The sequence below is a fragment of the Orlajensenia flava genome (assembly GCF_004801905.1).
In the GTDB taxonomy this organism is placed as follows: Bacteria; Actinomycetota; Actinomycetes; order Actinomycetales; family Microbacteriaceae; genus Orlajensenia; species Orlajensenia flava.
The window spans coordinates 979,503-996,203 of the sequence record NZ_SSSN01000003.1; the positions used below are offsets into that span (position 1 = coordinate 979,503).

Here is a 16,701-nt window from a genome sequence, read left to right on the forward strand (position 1 = left end):
CACAGGTGCAACTGACTCTGGACAGTCGAGTGCCGCTCATGGTTGAGTCATCTCACCCCCGGACAGGGGTCAGCCCCACAGGTCGCGATGACGGCCGCAGGACGAGCGCGATGACAGCCACGACGAGGAGCCGACGATGAGGAAAGCCCAGGCCGTCGCCGTCCGCGAGCTCGACGAGGACTTCTTCGGCATGCAGCCCTCGCGTCGGGCCGACCTGCCCGACCCCGAGCCGCTGCTCGGCAACCTGACCCGCTGCGTGTTCGAGGTGCTCGCGGGGGCCCGTGACCTCGAGCAGATGATGCGCTGGATCACCGACGACGTCTACCAGAAGCTGCTCAAGCGCACCGTGCTCGCCTCACGCGCCCGCACCGTGCGCAAGCAGCCGGCGAGCCGTCCCAACATCAGCATCGGGCGCATCATCGTGACCGAGCCGCGCGACGGTGTCGTCGAGGCCGTCGTGCTCGTCAACGGACCTCAGCGCACCCGCGCCGTCGCCATCCGTCTGGAGGGCATGGACCAGCGCTGGCGTGCCACCGCCATCACCGTGATGTGATTCGCGCCAACGGCGCGGGTCTCAGCCCTTGCGGCGCTCCTGCGCTCGGCGCTCCGCTCGGTTGGCCGGTGACGGAGCTGCAGCATCCGTCTTCTGTCCGAAGGCGCCACGGGCTGCCGGCTGCTGCTGCGCCGGAGGAGCTGCGGGCGCGGACTGCGACTGAGCCACCTGACGACGCGCTCGCTCGGTGGCCGCCTGCTGGATCTGGCCGCGCTGGTTGCGCACCTCGACCCCGCCGTCGTCACTCGGAGCGGAGTAGCTCAGCCGCTCGACGGGAGCCTCGCTGGAGCCGAGCCCCTTGGCTGCGACCTGCGGCGCATCCACCTCGCCGCCGGCCTCGTTCACCTCGACCTCGAGGTTGAACAGGAAGCCCACGGTCTCCTCGCGGATCTGGCCCATCATCTGCTGGAACATCGTGAAGCCCTCGCGCTGGTACTCGACCAGCGGGTCACGCTGCGCCATGGCGCGCAGGCCGATGCCGTCCTTGAGGTAGTCCATCTCGTAGAGGTGCTCGCGCCAGCGACGGTCGATCACCGAGAGTACGACCCGGCGCTCGAGCTCGCGCATGGCGGGCGCTCCGAGCGTCTCCTCGCGACCCTGGTAGGCGATGCGCGCATCGGAGAGGATCTCGCGGCGCATGAAGTCGCGATTGATCTTGCCCTTGCTGCCCGCCTCGGAGACCACCTCGTCGATGGTGAGGCCGACCGGGTAGAGCGTCTTGAGCTCGGCCCACAGCGCGTCGAAGTCCCAGTCGTCGCTGATGCCCTCGCCGGTGTGCACGTCGATGACCTCGTCGATGACCGACTCGAGGAACTTCTGGGTGCGCTCGTGCAGGTCGTCGCCCTCGAGGATGTGTCGACGGTCGCCGTAGATCGCCTCGCGCTGGCGGTTGAGGACGTCGTCGTACTTCAGCACGTTCTTGCGCACCTCGGCGTTGCGGGCCTCGACCTGCGACTGAGCCGAGCGGATGGCGCGCGAGACGACCTTGGACTCGATGGCCACGTCGTCCGGGACGCCGCGCGACATCAGCGCCTCGGCTGCGCCCGCGTTGAACAGGCGCATGAGGTCGTCGGTGAGCGAGAGGTAGAAGCGGCTCTCGCCGGGGTCACCCTGACGTCCGGATCGACCACGCAACTGGTTGTCGATGCGACGCGACTCGTGGCGCTCGGTGCCGAGCACGTAGAGTCCGCCGGCGCCGATGACCTTCTCGGCCTCGGTGTCGACCTCGGCCTTGACCCGGCTGAACACGTCGTCCCACTTCGCCTCGTACTCGTCGGGCGTGTCGACGGGGCTGAGCCCGGCCGCGTTCATCTCCGAGACGGCGAGGAACTCGGCGTTGCCACCGAGCATGATGTCGGTTCCACGTCCGGCCATGTTGGTGGCGACGGTGACGGATCCGAGTCGGCCGGCCTGTGCGACGATGGCGGCCTCACGCGCGTGGTTCTTGGCGTTCAGCACCTCATGGCGCACGCCCTTCTTGGCCAGCAGCCGCGAGAGGTATTCGCTCTTCTCGACGCTCGTGGTGCCGACCAGCACCGGCTGGCCCGCGTCGTGACGCTTGGCGATGTCCTCGACCACCTGGGCGAACTTGACCTCCTCGTTCTTGTAGACGAGGTCGGACTGGTCCATGCGCACCATGGGCTTGTTGGTGGGAATGGGCACGACGCCGAGCTTGTAGGTCGACATGAACTCCGCCGCCTCCGTCTCAGCGGTACCGGTCATGCCCGAGAGCTTGTCGTAGAGGCGGAAGTAGTTCTGCAGGGTGACCGTGGCGAGCGTCTGGTTCTCGGCCTTGACGGCGACACCTTCCTTGGCCTCGATGGCCTGGTGGATGCCCTCGTTGTACCGGCGGCCCATGAGGATGCGGCCGGTGTGTTCGTCGACGATGAGCACTTCGCCGTTCATGACGACGTAGTCCTTGTCGCGCTTGAACAGCGCGTTGGCCTTGATGGCGTTGTTGAGGAACGAGATGAGCGGCGTGTTCGCCGACTCGTAGAGGTTGTCGATGCCGAGGTAGTCCTCGACCTTCTCGATACCGGGCTCGAGAACGCCGACGGTGCGCTTCTTCTCGTCGACCTCGAAATCCTCGCCCGAGACCAGGCGGGTGGCGAGGCCGGCGAACTCGTTGAACCAGCGGTTGGCCTCACCGGACGCGGGGCCCGAGATGATGAGCGGGGTGCGGGCCTCGTCGATGAGGATCGAGTCGACCTCGTCGACGATGGCGAAGAAGTGCCCGCGCTGCACCATGTCCTGCGCCTGCCACGCCATGTTGTCGCGCAGGTAGTCGAAGCCGAACTCGTTGTTGGTGCCGTAGGTGATGTCGGCGGCGTACTGCTCGCGGCGCACCTCGGGGGTCTGGCCCGCGACGATGCATCCCGTGGTCATGCCGAGGGCTCGGTAGACGCGACCCATGAGCTCGGACTGGTAGCTCGCGAGGAAGTCGTTCACGGTGATGACGTGCACCCCGCGGCTGGTGATGGCGTTGAGGTACGCCGCCGTCGTTGCGACGAGCGTCTTGCCCTCTCCGGTCTTCATCTCGGCGATGTTGCCGAGGTGCAGGGCGGCTCCACCCATGAGCTGGACGTCGAAGTGCCGCAGGCCCAACGTGCGGCGGCTGGCCTCGCGCACCGCCGCGAACGCCTCGGGCAGCAGGTCGTCGAGCGACTCCCCGTTGCCGTAACGCTCCCGGAACTCGACGGTCTCGTGCTTGAGTTCCTCGTCGCTCAGAGCGGCGAAGTCGTCCTCGAGGGCGTTGATCGCCTTGGCGTAGCTCTCTAGGCGACGGAGCGTGCGCCCCTCGCCGACTCGAAGGACCTTTTCCAGGATTGAGGCCACGAATGCACTCCAGGTTCGAATGACAGCGCGCGGGAACGCGCCTCGCAAACCTTACCAAGTGAACTCTGCCACTGGCTGGACGGGGCGCACCCCCCGCTCAGGCGGGAACGGTCTCCGCCTCGGCCTCGAGGCCGATCACCCCATAGTCCCACCCCTTGCGGCGATAGACGACGCTCGGGCGGCCCGTCTCCACGTCGAAGTAGAGGTAGAAGTCGTGGCCAACCAGTTCCATGTTGTAGAGCGCGTCGTCGATGGTCATCGGCGACGACGAGAAGCTCTTGCGACGGATGACGACGGGACTGTAGTCGTCGTTCTCGACCTCCTCTTGAACGGCCGACTGCGTGCCGGTCACGACCGGGATCGACCCGGTGCGGACCTGCTCCAGAACCTGCGCGGATGCCGGCTGGATGCCCGCGCCGGTGAACGCTCCTTCTGCGTCATCGCGCACTGATGCGTGCCGATGACCTCCCCCGCGGTGGACCTTGCGGCGGTCCTTGGCGCGACGCACGCGCTCCATGAGCTTGCCGAACGCGACATCGAACGCCGCGTACTTATCGGCTCCGTCGGCCTCGGCCCGTACGACGGGGCCCTTGCCGATGAGGGTCAGTTCGACCCGGTCGTTTCCACTGGTGCCATTGGTCTCGTGGTGACGGCACACCTTCACCTCGAGGGCGAGGGCCTTATCGGCCAGATTGGCGACCTTGTCGGCCTTCTCGGTGGCGTAATCACGGAATCGATCCGTGATGCCTGCGTTCCGTCCGACGATGTTCAGATCCATGTCGACCTCCCGTTTCCGGCGTGCCGTCCTGACGAGAGTGAGGGCGGTCCTTTCACGCCTTTAGCCCCACCGTAGACCGCCCCTCCTGAGATGTCACCTGTTGTTTCCCCGCAGCTTTCCCTGTAGTAGTCGAGCCAGCGCGGAGGGGTGTCTCGGCCGCGACGGCGACGCCGATGACCCGCAGTCCGGCCGCCCTCAGCACCCGTGCGGCCTCCTGCACGGTCGCTCCCGTGGTGAGGATGTCGTCGATGATCAGGACCGCAGATCCCGCAGTCGGACGGATGCCTCGCCGCAGAGCCAGGGCGCCCGAGACGTTGGCTGATCGCTCAGCTCGACCGAGACCGACTTGATCGTCGCGTCGGCGCGCGTGCCGCAGCAGTCGTCGCGCGCGGAGTCCGGCGCGGGCGAGCAGCAGGTCGACGGGACGGTATCCCCGTGTGCGGAACGCCGCCCGAGACGACGGGACGGCAACAAGCACGACATTGCGTTCGCCGGACGCGCTCACCGCATCCGCGACGGCTCTGCGCAGGAGCGGGGCGAGGGAGCGAGCCAGCTCGGTGCGACCGCCGTCCTTGAACGACGCGATCGCACCGCGCGCCGCGCCCGAGTACCAGGTGCCGCACCAGACGGGCAGCTCGCCCCGCGTGGCCACGTGCGCCGGCCCGGCGAGGGCGGCGCGGCAGCCGAGGCACAGCGCCCGCCCGAACGCACCGCAACCGGCACAGGACACGGGCGCCACGATGGCGAGCGCGTCCAGCAGGGCGTCGCGGATGATCGGCATGACCCACGGTCTCGCGTTGGCGGCCGACGGAGGCACCTCATGCGTCGGCCGACGGCGAACGGGCGCATCGCGGAGCCTGGGGAGGACACGCTGCACCGCGCTTCGGAGAGATGCTGCCGACGAGCCTGGGAAGGAGGCGTTACCGCTGAGGCCGAGGAAGGAGTCGCTACAGACCCTGTTGCGTGCCGAGGAAGGCGACACCATCGATACGGGCCTGCCAGAAGTTGCCCTGACGCTGCTCGAGCACATCATCCGCTCCGAGCAGGCGGAGGTCGCGATCGGTGTTGCCGCCCGTCACCTGACGGGCGCCGTTCGAGGCGTCGAGCACCACGCTCGGGCCGCCGATCTGCTGGCTCACCAGCACGGAGGATCCGTCGTCGCGGGTCGTGAGCGAGGCGACCGACAACTCGTCCACCCAGGCGACGTCCTTCGGCGTCCCGTCTGCCGTGGCGAGGGCGAGCGGTTCGCCGAGTTGCACGGGGATCTGGCGCTTGTCGCCCTGCCCCCTGATGACGGCCGCGGCGAAGAAGCGCGGGCCCCCCTGCGTCTGCAGCAGGGCGATGACGCGGGTCCCGTCGCGCGACAGCCGGAGCGAGGTGATGCTGCTCGCCTCAGGCCAGCTGGTGGCGACCGGGGTGGGCGTTCCGTCGCTCGCGAAGGCCGTCAGCGCGCTCGGGTTGTTCGCCGGAACGCTCATCACGACGCCGTACGCGTCGACAGTGGGGGCGATCAGATCGGGACGCGGGTCGAGCGCCACCGGCTGGGCTCCGGACCGCACGGACACGACCCCCGTCGGGGTGAGGACGGCCGCCGTGTTCTGGCCCGGACCTAGTGTCACCGCCTTCGGCGAGAGCGCGGCGATGGTGTCGGAGAGACCGCGGACGGGCTCGAGGCTGTCTCCCCCAGCCGACAGGAAGCCGAACGCGCCGCCGCGCATGACGAGGGCGCGAGAATCCACGGGCTGCTGCACGCTCGGGGTGTCGAGAGTGGGAACGTCCTGCGCGACTTGGTTGCCGTACAGTGTCACGTCGCCGATGGTCGTCACGCCGGAGAAGCTCGATGTCAGCTGCTGCTTCATGCGCGCCAACGTGGTCTGGTCGGCCTTGAGCGCCTCGCTGTTGAGCGGCACCTGAGCGTTGCGCGCGACCACCTGGACGGTCTCCGACGCGCTGCCGTCGGGGAATGCCGAGACGACCGCACCCTTGAGCCACGGACTCGGGCCGGCGATGAGCTCGCGCACGATCTGGGTCGGGGTCGTCAGTCTTCGAGGGAAGTAGCGCAGGTCCGGCACGAGGGCCGAGAAGGACGGGTCGAAGAAGTACAGCGAGTAAGCGCCGAAGACCAGGGCGAAGGTCGGCGCATCGATGAGGATGCCCTGCGGCGCCTTGCTGATGCGCCACTCCCCCTTGACCTTCACGAACTCGTAGGGCAGCGAGACGGGGGTGGACGCGGTCTCGGCGTACTGTCCGTGCGCGGTGAGGCCCGCCACGGGCGTGACGTCGACGGACATGGACAGTTCGCCGGTCGAGGTGTAGTCCCGGTCGACGTCGCGGTCGATGACGGCTCCGGCATCCGGATTCCACTCGTCGCTGAAACCGGAGGTGAGGTACTTGCGAGCCGTCTGGTACAGGTTGGCGGGGCTGGCGGCCGCGTCGATGAATCCCCTGAGGATCTGCTCCTGGGTCGCGCCCTTCTCGGGACTGCGCGCGAGGAAGTCGAGCTCGGGCGAATCGTCGGCCGGCTTGACGTCGGAGACGTGGACGGCACCGGACTGCGGGATGCTGGCGCAGCCCGCCAGCAGCAGGCTCATGGCGGCCGCCACGACGAGGAGTCGACGATGGCTACGCATCCGTCACCTCCCGTACGACAGGAGCGGGCTCGGTCGCTCCCGCGTCGTCGGGAACGACCGGAAGCGGGGAGCGACCCATGGGAGCCTCGGGGATGCGCGGCAGCATGAGCAGGAAGTTGGTGCCCGCGCCCTCCTGCGACCACAACCGGATGTCGCCGCCGTGCGCCTTGGCATCCTCGAGCGCGATGGCGAGCCCGAGGCCGGTGCCGCCGATGGTGCGCTGGCGCGAGGGATCCGCCCTCCAGAACCGGTCGAACACGTGCGCCGCGGCCTCGGCCGACATGCCGATGCCGTAGTCGCGCACCCCGATGGCCACGACGGACGAGTTGGAGTCGACCGACACCACGATCGGCTTGTGCTCGCCGTGCTCGATCGCATTGCCGACCAGATTGCGGAGGATGCGACGGATGCGGCGCGGGTCGACGTCGGAGTCGAGGTGGCCGCCCGGCGTCTCGAGCAGGAGTGCGCATCCGTTGCCCTCGGCGAGTGAGCGCATGCTCTCGACGGCATCCGAGGTGAGGTGCACGAGGTTGGTGGGCTCACTCGAGAGCTCGACCGATCCGGCGTCGTAGCGGCTGATCTCGAGGAGGTCGGCCAGCAGCACCTCGAACCGCTCGACCTGGGTGTGCAGCAGCTCGGCCGTGCGCTCGACGGAGGGCGTGAAGGTGTCGCGCTGGTCGTAGAGCACGTCGCCGGCGAGACGGATGGTGGTGAGCGGGGTTCGGAGTTCGTGCGACACGTCGGAGACGAAGCGCTGCTGCACCTCCGAGAGGTCGGCCAGCTCGCGGATCTGCGACTGCAGACTGTCGGCCATGCCATTGAACGAGCGCGCCAGGGTGGCGATGACATCGTCCCCCTTCTCGGGGATGCGCACCTCCAGGTCACCGGCAGCGAGCTTCTGACTGGTCTCGGCCGCTACCCGGATGGGCGTGACGACGAAGCGCACCACGACCCAGGTGACCGCACCGACCAGGAGGAGCAGGGCGAGGGCTGCGATGGCGGCGGTCTGCTGCACGAACGAGAGCGTCTGCTGCACGTCGGCGAGGCTGTAGCCGATGTACACCTCGTACCGGCCGGCTGCGGGCAGCACGAGCTGCGAACCGACCACGATGCCGGGCTGCGAACGCCCGAACGAGTCGGACAGGCTCACGGACTGCCAGTACTGGGCGGACGGCGTCTGCTGCACCTTGCTGCGCAGCTCATCGCTGATCGCGTTTCCGTCGGCCTTGAGTTCGGGGCTGGTCGAGAAGTCGGGCGGGGCGGCCGACGACGATGCCTGTCCCGGCGCGCGGTACATTGCGATGGCCTTGCTCGATGAGGCCGACGTGATGGTGCTTCGGGCCTCCGTGAGCGCGGCGCGTACGGACGAGGTGTCCGACGCGTCGGACGAGTTGAGGATGAGCTGCGCGGAGTCGGTCGCGCGGGTGGAGTCGGCGAGGACCTGCGCGAGGCGAGCTTCGAAGAGGTTGTTGCTCACCGAAGTGGACAGGTAGACACCGGTGAGCAGGATGGCGATGCTGGTGAGCCCGAGCGTGATGACGATCGTGCGGAACTGCAGCGAGCGCCGCCAGAGCCGGGCGATCTGCGTCGGCCAGAGCCGCCACTGCGTCGCTTCCCCCGCGAACGACGCGACGCGCTCGGTGCGCGCGCTCATGGCACGCTAGGCCGCGCCGCCGGCGCGGTAGCCCACGCCGCGCACGGTGGTGACGATGCGCGGGTTGTCCGGGTCGTCCTCGACCTTGGCCCGCAGGCGCTGCACATGCACGTTGACCAGCCGGGTGTCGGCCTTGTAGTGATAGCCCCAGACCTGCTCGAGCAGCATCTCGCGCGTGAAGACCTGGTTGGGCTTGGAGGCGAGTGCGAGCAGCAGGTCGAACTCGAGCGGCGTGAGGTTGATGCGACGGTCGCCGCGTCGCACCTCGTGCGCGGCGGGGTCGACACTGAGGTCGCCGATCTGGATGCGAGCCGTCTCGTCGGGCTGGGCGGGCCGCAACCGGGTGCGCACCCGGGCGATCAGCTCCTTGGGATTGAACGGCTTCACCATGTAGTCGTCGGCGCCCGACTCGAGCCCCTTCACGACATCCGAGGTGTCGGACTTGGCGGTCAGCATGATGATCGGCGTGCCCGATTCCGCCCGGATGCGGCTGCACACCTCGATGCCGTCGAGGCCGGGGAGCATGAGGTCGAGGAGTACGAGATCGGGCGTCGACGACCGGAACGCCTCGAGCGCGAGTGCGCCGTCCGCGCAGAAGAAGGGCTCGAAACCGTCTCCGCGCAGCACGATGCCGATCATCTCGGCCAGGGCGGTGTCATCGTCGACCACCAGAATGCGTGCGCTCATCAGCACAAGAGTAACCGAGCACATGCGAACATGTAGGCGTGAGCGACGCGCAGCAGTGGAACGCCGGGTACCCGGGCCAGCCTCCGGTGTGGACTCCCCCGCCCAAGCCGGGTCTGATCCCGCTGCGGCCGTTGAGTTTCGGCACGATTCTGGGAGCGCCGTACCAATTGCTTCGGAGAAACCCGAAAGCGACCTTCGGCAGCGGGCTGCTCATCCAGGCCGTCGTCGCGATCGCCTCGGCGGCCATCATCGTTCCGCTGTTGTTCATCCTGTTCACCCGCCTCCAGCACGCCGCCCGGGCCGACCAGGAGACCATCCTCGCCGGAGCGGTGGGGTGGTCGATCGTGGCGGGTGTCGTGATCCTGGCCGTCTCGGTGTTCGCGTCCGCGCTGTTGCAGGGCGTGATCGTGCTCGAGGTCGCCCGCGCGACCCTCGGCGAGAAGCTCAGCCTGGGCGCCCTGTGGAAGCAGGTGCTGCGCCGGCTCCTACCCCTCGCGGCCTGGCTCGTGATGTTCGGCGGAGCGTTCACCGTCGTGATCGGCATCCTCGTGGCCATCGCCATCCCGATCTTCGCGCAGGGCGGCTTCGCGATAGCCATCGGAGTGCTCTACAGCATCCTCGCGCTGCTCGGCCTGCTCGTGCTGTGGGCGTGGCTGGTGACGAAAACCCTGTTCGTGCCGTGCGCGATCGTGCTCGAGAAGCTCGGCATCCGCGCATCCGTCGCCCGCTCGTGGACGCTCACGCGCGGAGCGTTCTGGCGGACGTTCGGCACCTACGCGCTCGTCGTGGTCATCCTCTACTTCGCCTCGCAGGTGGTCACGGCACCCGTTGCGATCATCGGCCAGTTCGCGATCGGCTCGTTCGACCCGAACCACGCCGCGAACACGTTCATCGGCCTGGCGATCGTGCAGGGCATTTCGCTGTTCCTCAGCATCATCCTCGGCGCCATCACGGCCGTGGTGCAGTCGGCCACGGTCGCCCTGCTCTACATCGACCTGCGGATGCGGCGGGAGGGCCTCGACCTCGAACTGCTGCGCTTCGTCGAGGCTCGGGAGGCGGGCTACGAGGTCGTCGACCCCTACCTGCCTCGCACCGCATGAGGCTCGGGCCGTTCGACGTGCCCGTCGACCCGGACGCGCCCGAGGCGCGTCAGTGGTTGAACGACGAGCTCGCCAAGCCCGTCTACGAGGCGAGCAGGCCGAGCTGGTTCGACCAGGTCTCGAAGGGGTTCGCGGATTGGGTCGGCTCCCTGTTCCACCCGGGCGCCGGACTCGACGGATGGCTGCCCATCGTCCTGGCGGTGGTGGCGACCGTCGTCGTCGCCGGGGTGATCGTCGTGAGCATCCTCCTGTTCGGACTTCCGCGCCGCAATCGTCGCGCGTCGGCGTCGAGCGAGCTCTTCGGCGCGGACGACGAGCGATCCGCGCGCGAGCTGCGGCAGGCATCCGTCGCCGCAGCGCGTGAGGGTGATGCGGATGCCGCCATCGCCGACCGATTCCGTGCGATCGCGCGCGACCTGTCCGATCGCAGCGTCGTTGTCGTGCTGCCTGGAACGACCGCGGATCACGTCGGTCGGGAGGCGGCCGTCGCCTTCCCGGCACGTGCGGACGCGCTGAGCGACGCCGCCGCGGTCTTCGACGCCGTGCGGTACCTCGGGCGCGCCGGGACGCTGGAGCAGTACGAACGGCTGCGCGCCCTCGACGACGACCTTGCGGCCAGCCGGCCCGTCGAGTTCGCGGACGCCGAGCGATGAGCACCGAGGTCGGGGCGCGCCGCTCGCTGTGGACGCGCGGGAGGTTCTGGGTGATCGCGGGGGTGGCCGTCGCGATCGTCGTGATCATCCTCATGCTCGTCCGCGGCATCGCCGACGTCGCCGGTCGACCCTTCGCGGCGGACGACGCCGGCCCGGCCGGCAGTCGCGCTCTCGCCCAGGTGCTGCAGGGGCGGGGAGTGGACGTCCGCATCGTCGACACGCTGGCCGAGGCCACGAGCGCCGTCGGCGACGGTCAGGGTGCGACCCTGCTGCTGATCGACGCCGACGGGCTGCTCGACGCCTCGCAGCTGCGTCGCGCTGGCGCCCTCGCGGAGAGCACGGTCGTCGTCGCGCCCGGCTTCGAGGCGCTCGACGCCCTCGCCACCGGCGTCAGGAGCGGCGGAGCGCCGAAGCGCGACTCCCTCGACGCCCGCTGCTCGTTGCGCCCCGCGACGCAGGCCGGCTCCATCACCGCGGGCACCCGCACCCTGTCGAGCACGGACGACGCCTGGACCGGATGCTTTCCCGACGGCGGCAACCGCTACGGCGTGCTGCAGGCGACGGATGGCGGCCACACGACCACCCTGATCGCCGATGGTGCGCTGCTGCGCAACGACACCATCACGAGCCGCGGTGATGCCGCCCTCGCCCTCGGAGTGCTCGGCACGCAGCCGCGCCTCGTCTGGTACCTGCCGACGCTCGCTGACGTCGCCGTCGCCGGCAAGCCGACGGTCGCCGAGCTCACCCCGGGCTGGGTCACGCCGGTGCTGCTGCTCGCCGCGGCCGTCTTCCTCGCGGCCGCGGTGTGGCGCGGTCGCCGGTTCGGTCCGCTCGTCGTGGAGAACCTCCCCGTCGTCGTGCGCGCCGGCGAGACCACCGAAGGCCGAGCGCGGCTCTACGCCCGCAACTCGGCGCGCCTCCGCGCGGCCGACGCGCTGCGCATCGGAGCGATCGGACGGATCGCCTCACAGCTCGGCCTGCCGCGCGCCGCCGACGTCGACCAGATCTGCCTGAGCGCCGCATCCGTCACCCGGACGGCGCCGGACGCGATCCGCGGCGTCCTGCTCACCGACGAGCCGACGACGGATGCCGCCCTCGTCGCCCTCTCCGACCGCCTCGCCGCGCTCGAACGCGCCGTGCGCGAGGCCACCAGCACGTCCGCCCCTCCGCCGAGCAGAAGAATGGACCCATGAGCGAAACCAGCACCGCAGCCCCAGCCCCGGCCGCCGTCGACCTGCGAGCCGCACTCGAACGCGTGCGCACCGAGGTGGGCAAGGCCGTCGTCGGGCAGGACGGAGCGGTGTCCGGCCTGCTCATCGCCCTCCTGGCCGGCGGACACGTGCTGCTCGAGGGCGTGCCCGGCGTCGCGAAGACCCTGCTCGTGCGCTCGCTCAGCCAGGCCCTCTCGCTGCAGACCCACCGCGTGCAGTTCACGCCCGACCTCATGCCAGGCGACGTGACCGGATCGCTCGTCTACGACCAGCGTCGCGGCGACTTCGAGTTCCGCGAGGGGCCGGTGTTCACCAACATCCTCCTGGCCGACGAGATCAACCGCACTCCGCCGAAGACTCAGTCGGCGCTGCTCGAGGCCATGGAGGAGCGCCAGGTGAGCGCCGACGGCGTCTCGCGCCCGCTGCCCGACCCGTTCCTGGTCGCGGCGACGCAGAACCCCATCGAGTACGAGGGCACCTATACGCTCCCCGAGGCCCAGCTCGACCGGTTCCTGCTCAAGCTCGTACTCGACGTGCCCGAGCGCGAGAGCGAAGTCGAGGTGCTGCGCCGCCACGCCGAGGGATTCGACCCGCGCGATCTCGCGGCCGCCGGCGTCTCGGCCGTCCTGACCGCCGAGCAACTGCGGGAGGCTCAGCGCTCTGCGGCATCCGTCGGCGCGTCGGAGGATGTCCTGGCGTACATCGTGGATCTCGCCCGAGCCACGCGTCGGAGCCCCTCCGTGCGCCTCGGCGTGAGCCCTCGCGGCACCACCGCCCTGCTCGCCGCCGCGAAGTCGTGGGCGTGGCTGTCTGGCTACGACTCGATCACGCCCGATCACGTGCAGGCCATCGTGATGCCGGTCTGGCGTCACCGCATCCAGATCCGCCCCGAGGCCGAGCTCGAGGGGGTCTCGCCCGACACCATCCTGCGCTCGATCGTTCAGCAGGTACAGGTGCCGATCTGATCATGGTGGTCACCGGGCGGTTCGTGACGTTCGTCGCGGTCGGCGTCGTGCCGGTCGTGGTGTTCGGCGCGCTCGCGCCGAGCGCGGCCGGTCCGGTCCTGGTCGCGTGGCTCCTGCTCTGCATCGCCGTCGTCGTGGTCGACGCGCTGCTCGCTCCGCGTCCCTCCACACTGAAGCTGAGCCGCGTGCTGCCCGCGCGCGTCCGGCTGGGTGAGAGCGTGACGGCCGAACTCGTCGTCACGAACACCGGCCGTCGGCGCCTGCGCGGAGTCCTTCGCGATGCCTGGCAGCCGTCGGCCGGGGCGTCGCTCAGCCGGCAGGGGATCGACCTGCCCGGCGGCGAACGACGGATGCTGACGCTGCGGCTGACTCCGCTCCGTCGCGGGGAGCGCCGCGTCGAGTTCGTCGTCGTGCGTTCGCTCGGCCCACTCGGCATCGCTGGCCGGCAGGCGCGCATCGACGCGCCCGGCCGCATCCGCGTGCTCCCCCCGTTCACGTCGCGCAAGCACCTGCCGTCGCGGCTGGCGCGGCTGCGGGAGCTCGACGGGCGCACGGCCGTGATGGTGCGTGGACAGGGCACCGAGTTCGACAGCCTGCGCGAGTACGTGCGCGGCGACGACGTGCGCTCGATCGACTGGCGGGCCACCGCGCGGCAGGGCAGTCCTGTCGACGCGCCGCAACGCCTGATGGTGCGCACCTGGCGACCCGAGCGCGACCGTCGCGTGGTGATCGTGGTCGACTCGGCCCGCACGTCGGCCGCTCGGGTGGACGACGAACCACGCATTGACACGGCCTTCGAGGCGTCGCTGCTGCTGGCGGCGCTGGCGTCGCACGCGGGCGACCGCGTCGACCTGCTCGTCTGGGATCGCCGGGTGCGCGGCCGCGTGCAGGGAGCGGCGGGAGCAGAACTACTCTCTCGCATGGTCGATGCGATGGCGCCGATCGAACCCGAACTCATCGAGGCCGACTGGGCGGGCGTCCCTGCGCTCGTGCGACAGGCCGCCAGCGGCCACGCCCTCGTGGTGCTGATCACCTCCATCGAGGCGCCCGGCGCCGCCAGCGGAATGCTCGCGATGCTGCCCCAGCTCACGCGGAGGCACCGCGTTCTGGTGGCTTCCGTCACCGACCCGACCGCCCTGCGATCCGTCGGCGACCGGCACGACCTCGAAGGCGTCTACCGGGCCGCCTCGGCCGAGCGCGCGCTGCTCGACGTCGCGCGCGTGAGCGCCGCCATCCGTCGTCTCGGTGCCGACGTGGTGACCGGGTCGCCCGCCGACCTGCCGCCAGCACTCGCCGACCGGTACATCGCCCTCAAGGCGGCCGGCCAGCTCTGAGCGCTCGTCATCATTCGACATCCCGCGACGCCGACGGATGACGCGTGGCCCCGATGGATAGCCTGATGGCCGACCGACGCCGGTCGACATCCCTCCCCTTAACCTTCTGGAGCACAGCCATGCCTGAAACCGACGCCCCCGCCGTCGTCCCCATCGAAGCCAGCCCGACCCGCTATGCTCGCTGGGCTGCCGAGGTGGCCGGAACCTTCGTCCTCGTCTTCGGCGTGATCGGCACGGCGATCTTCGCAGCGGGCTTCGCCGCCGGGAAGGGCGGCTTCAACGTCGGATTCCTCGGCGTCGCGCTCGCGCTCGGTCTGTCCGTCCTCGTCTCGGCCTACGCGTTCGGCCCCATCTCGGGCGGCCACTTCAACCCCGCTGTGACCATCGGGCTCGCAACCGCCGGCCGCTTCGACTGGAAGGACGTCATCGGCTACGTCGTGGCCCAGCTCGTCGGCGGAATCCTCGCCTCGACGCTGCTGCTCGCGATCCTCGCCGGCTCGAAAGCGTTCTCGGTGCTGTGGTTCCGGGGCGCATCGACCGGCTGGGGTGTGCTCTCCCCCGGCGGCTACAGCCTCCTGTCGGTGCTGCTGATCGAGGTCATCGCCACCGCGATCCTCGTCTACGTGATCCTCGGCGTCACGAGCTCGCGCGGCGCCGTCGGCTTCGCCCCGCTGGCCATCGGTTTCACGCTCACGCTGCTCGCGCTCATCGCCATCCCGGTCTCCAACGGCTCGTTCAACCCGGCCCGCTCCATCGCCACGGCGATCTACGGAGGACCGGATGCGATCTCCCAGGTCTGGCTCACGATCATCGCGCCCATCGTCGGGGCACTCATCGCCGGGTCGACCTTCCGCTTCCTCTTCGACCGCACGAACAAGCTCGCGTCGGCGTAGAGCGGCGTAGGTCGGCGTAGGTCGGCGTAGCTCGTCGTAGCTCGTCGTAGCTCGGCGTAGGTCGTCGTAGCTCGTCGCAGGCCGGCGTAGGTCGTCGTAGCTCGTCGCAGGCCGGCGTAGCTCGGCGGGCGCGCGACAGCCCGGCTTCTTGTCCCGCATTCAGGCAACAGCGAGCTGCTCAGGACGTTTCCAAGAAATCCGGCCTGAGCAGCGCACCGTCGCCTGATCCGCGTGCGTGTACTCGGTGTACTGGGCGTGCGCCCGGGTGGCCCATCCGGTCGTTTGGCACACGATGAGTTCTGAATTCAGGCAATAGCGAGCTGGTCAGGACGTTTCCGAGGAATCCGACCTGAGCAGCGGGCTATCGCCTGATCCGCGTGCGTTCACTCGGGCGCGGCGGGGCGCGCGGTCAGCCCGCGATGAGCTGTCGCGCGCCCGCTTCGAACTCGCCCATGTCGCCGGTTTCGCCGGCGCGCGCGGCACGGCGACCGACCACGAGCATGTACGTGTAGAACAGCCCGGCGGCCACGACACCGATCGCCAGCTTCACCGGCCACGGCAGCGGCGACGGCGTGACGAAGCCCTCGATGATTCCCGATACGAACAGGGCGATCGCCAGGCCGATGGCCACGATGAACAATGCGCGCGCATCCTCGGCGAGGGCCTGCCCTCGGGTGCGGGCGCCGGGCGCGATCCACGCCCAGAAGATGCGCAACCCAGCCGCGGCTGCCACGAACACGCAGCTCAGTTCGAGCAGGCCGTGCGGAAGGATGTACTGGAAGAACACGTCCCCGCGGCCGTAGGCGAACATGATGCCCGCTGAGACGCCGATGTTCATGGCGTTGCCGATGATGACGTAGGGCACGAAGAAGCCGGTGATGCCGAGCGCGATGCACTGGGCGGCCACCCAGGCGTTGTTCGTCCACACGGCCCCGGCGAATGAGGCGGCCGGGTTCTCGGAGTAGTAGCCGACGAACTTCTCGTCGACGAGCGCGCGGCGTTGCTCCTCGGTGCCGAAGGATGCCAGCACCTGGGGGTCGCCGAGCGCCCACCAGGCGTACAGCGCCGCGATGATGACCGTGACCACCGCAACGGCGAGGGTCAGCCAGCGCAACCGCCAGAGTGCGGCGGGCAGCTGCAGCACGAAGAATCGCGGGACGAGGGAGAACAGGTTGGCGCTCGGCGCGGTGAATCGCCCTCGCGCGCGGGACAGGGAGACCGACAGGCGATCGCCCTGCACCGTGGACCCGGCGGTGGTCTTGATGGCCGACAGTCCCGTCGCGCCGCCCTGGTAGGCGGTGATGAGTTCGTCGGCCTCGGCGCCGCTCAGGGAACGACGGCTGCTGAGCGCGTCGAGTCGCTCCCAGTCCGGGTTGTGGGCGGCCGTGTAGGCGTCGAGATCCATCTG

General features: G+C 69.5%; 14 protein-coding genes. 7 read left to right on the forward strand and 7 right to left on the reverse strand.

Annotation, left to right across the window (positions count from 1 at the left end):
* Positions 1-136: 136 nt before the first annotated feature.
* A complete protein-coding gene (locus tag E6C70_RS06565; protein ID WP_136423368.1) occupies positions 137-553 on the forward strand; it encodes an Rv3235 family protein in 417 nt (138 codons plus the stop codon).
* A gap of 21 nt (positions 554-574) precedes the next feature.
* On the opposite strand, the gene secA is transcribed toward E6C70_RS06565, so the two are convergent.
* The 6 genes from secA to mtrA form a co-directional block, all read right to left on the reverse strand.
* The gene (secA, locus tag E6C70_RS06570) at positions 575-3,388 is read right to left on the reverse strand and encodes a preprotein translocase subunit SecA (protein WP_136423369.1); all 2,814 of its coding nucleotides are present in this window, start codon (positions 3,386-3,388) and stop codon (positions 575-577) included.
* A 97-nt stretch (positions 3,389-3,485) separates the two neighbouring features.
* Positions 3,486-4,166, reverse strand: coding sequence for a ribosome hibernation-promoting factor, HPF/YfiA family (gene hpf, locus E6C70_RS06575; protein ID WP_136423371.1), 681 nt, complete (start codon positions 4,164-4,166; stop codon positions 3,486-3,488).
* A 52-nt stretch (positions 4,167-4,218) separates the two neighbouring features.
* Positions 4,219-4,947 carry a ComF family protein gene (locus tag E6C70_RS06580; protein ID WP_136423373.1) on the reverse strand — a complete coding sequence of 243 codons (729 nt, stop codon included), beginning with the start codon at positions 4,945-4,947 and terminating at the stop codon, positions 4,219-4,221.
* 166 nt (positions 4,948-5,113) lie between these two features.
* On the reverse strand, positions 5,114-6,796 hold the full coding sequence (locus tag E6C70_RS06585) for an LpqB family beta-propeller domain-containing protein (protein ID WP_136423375.1): 1,683 nt from the start codon (positions 6,794-6,796) through the stop codon (positions 5,114-5,116).
* Complete coding sequence (gene mtrB, locus E6C70_RS06590; RefSeq protein WP_136423377.1) at positions 6,789-8,450, reverse strand: MtrAB system histidine kinase MtrB; 1,662 nt, start codon at positions 8,448-8,450, stop codon at positions 6,789-6,791. The genes E6C70_RS06585 and mtrB overlap by 8 nt, the downstream gene beginning before the upstream one ends.
* A gap of 6 nt (positions 8,451-8,456) precedes the next feature.
* Positions 8,457-9,137 carry an MtrAB system response regulator MtrA gene (gene mtrA / locus E6C70_RS06595; RefSeq protein ID WP_136423379.1) on the reverse strand — a complete coding sequence of 227 codons (681 nt, stop codon included), beginning with the start codon at positions 9,135-9,137 and terminating at the stop codon, positions 8,457-8,459.
* Positions 9,138-9,175: 38 nt separating this feature from the next.
* Here mtrA and E6C70_RS06600 point away from each other — a divergent pair, with 38 nt between their 5' ends.
* The 6 genes from E6C70_RS06600 (at position 9,176) to E6C70_RS06625 (ending at position 15,293) form a co-directional block, all read left to right on the forward strand.
* Positions 9,176-10,237 (forward strand): DUF7847 domain-containing protein, encoded by a 1,062-nt coding sequence (locus E6C70_RS06600; protein WP_136423381.1) that lies wholly within the window; start codon positions 9,176-9,178, stop codon positions 10,235-10,237.
* Positions 10,234-10,890, forward strand: coding sequence for a DUF4129 domain-containing protein (locus E6C70_RS06605; RefSeq protein ID WP_136423384.1), 657 nt, complete (start codon positions 10,234-10,236; stop codon positions 10,888-10,890). Before E6C70_RS06600 ends, E6C70_RS06605 begins: the two co-directional genes overlap by 4 nt.
* Complete coding sequence (locus E6C70_RS06610) at positions 10,887-12,083, forward strand: DUF4350 domain-containing protein (protein WP_136423385.1); 1,197 nt, start codon at positions 10,887-10,889, stop codon at positions 12,081-12,083. The genes E6C70_RS06605 and E6C70_RS06610 overlap by 4 nt, the downstream gene beginning before the upstream one ends.
* Positions 12,080-13,066 (forward strand): AAA family ATPase, encoded by a 987-nt coding sequence (locus E6C70_RS06615; protein WP_136423388.1) that lies wholly within the window; start codon positions 12,080-12,082, stop codon positions 13,064-13,066. Before E6C70_RS06610 ends, E6C70_RS06615 begins: the two co-directional genes overlap by 4 nt.
* Positions 13,067-13,068: 2 nt before the next feature.
* Positions 13,069-14,400 carry a DUF58 domain-containing protein gene (locus E6C70_RS06620; protein ID WP_136423390.1) on the forward strand — a complete coding sequence of 444 codons (1,332 nt, stop codon included), beginning with the start codon at positions 13,069-13,071 and terminating at the stop codon, positions 14,398-14,400.
* A 119-nt stretch (positions 14,401-14,519) separates the two neighbouring features.
* Positions 14,520-15,293, forward strand: coding sequence for an aquaporin (locus E6C70_RS06625; protein ID WP_136423392.1), 774 nt, complete (start codon positions 14,520-14,522; stop codon positions 15,291-15,293).
* 409 nt (positions 15,294-15,702) lie between these two features.
* Here E6C70_RS06625 and E6C70_RS06630 read toward each other — a convergent pair whose 3' ends face one another.
* Positions 15,703-16,698 carry a stage II sporulation protein M gene (locus E6C70_RS06630; protein ID WP_136423394.1) on the reverse strand — a complete coding sequence of 332 codons (996 nt, stop codon included), beginning with the start codon at positions 16,696-16,698 and terminating at the stop codon, positions 15,703-15,705.
* Positions 16,699-16,701: the final 3 nt, after the last annotated feature.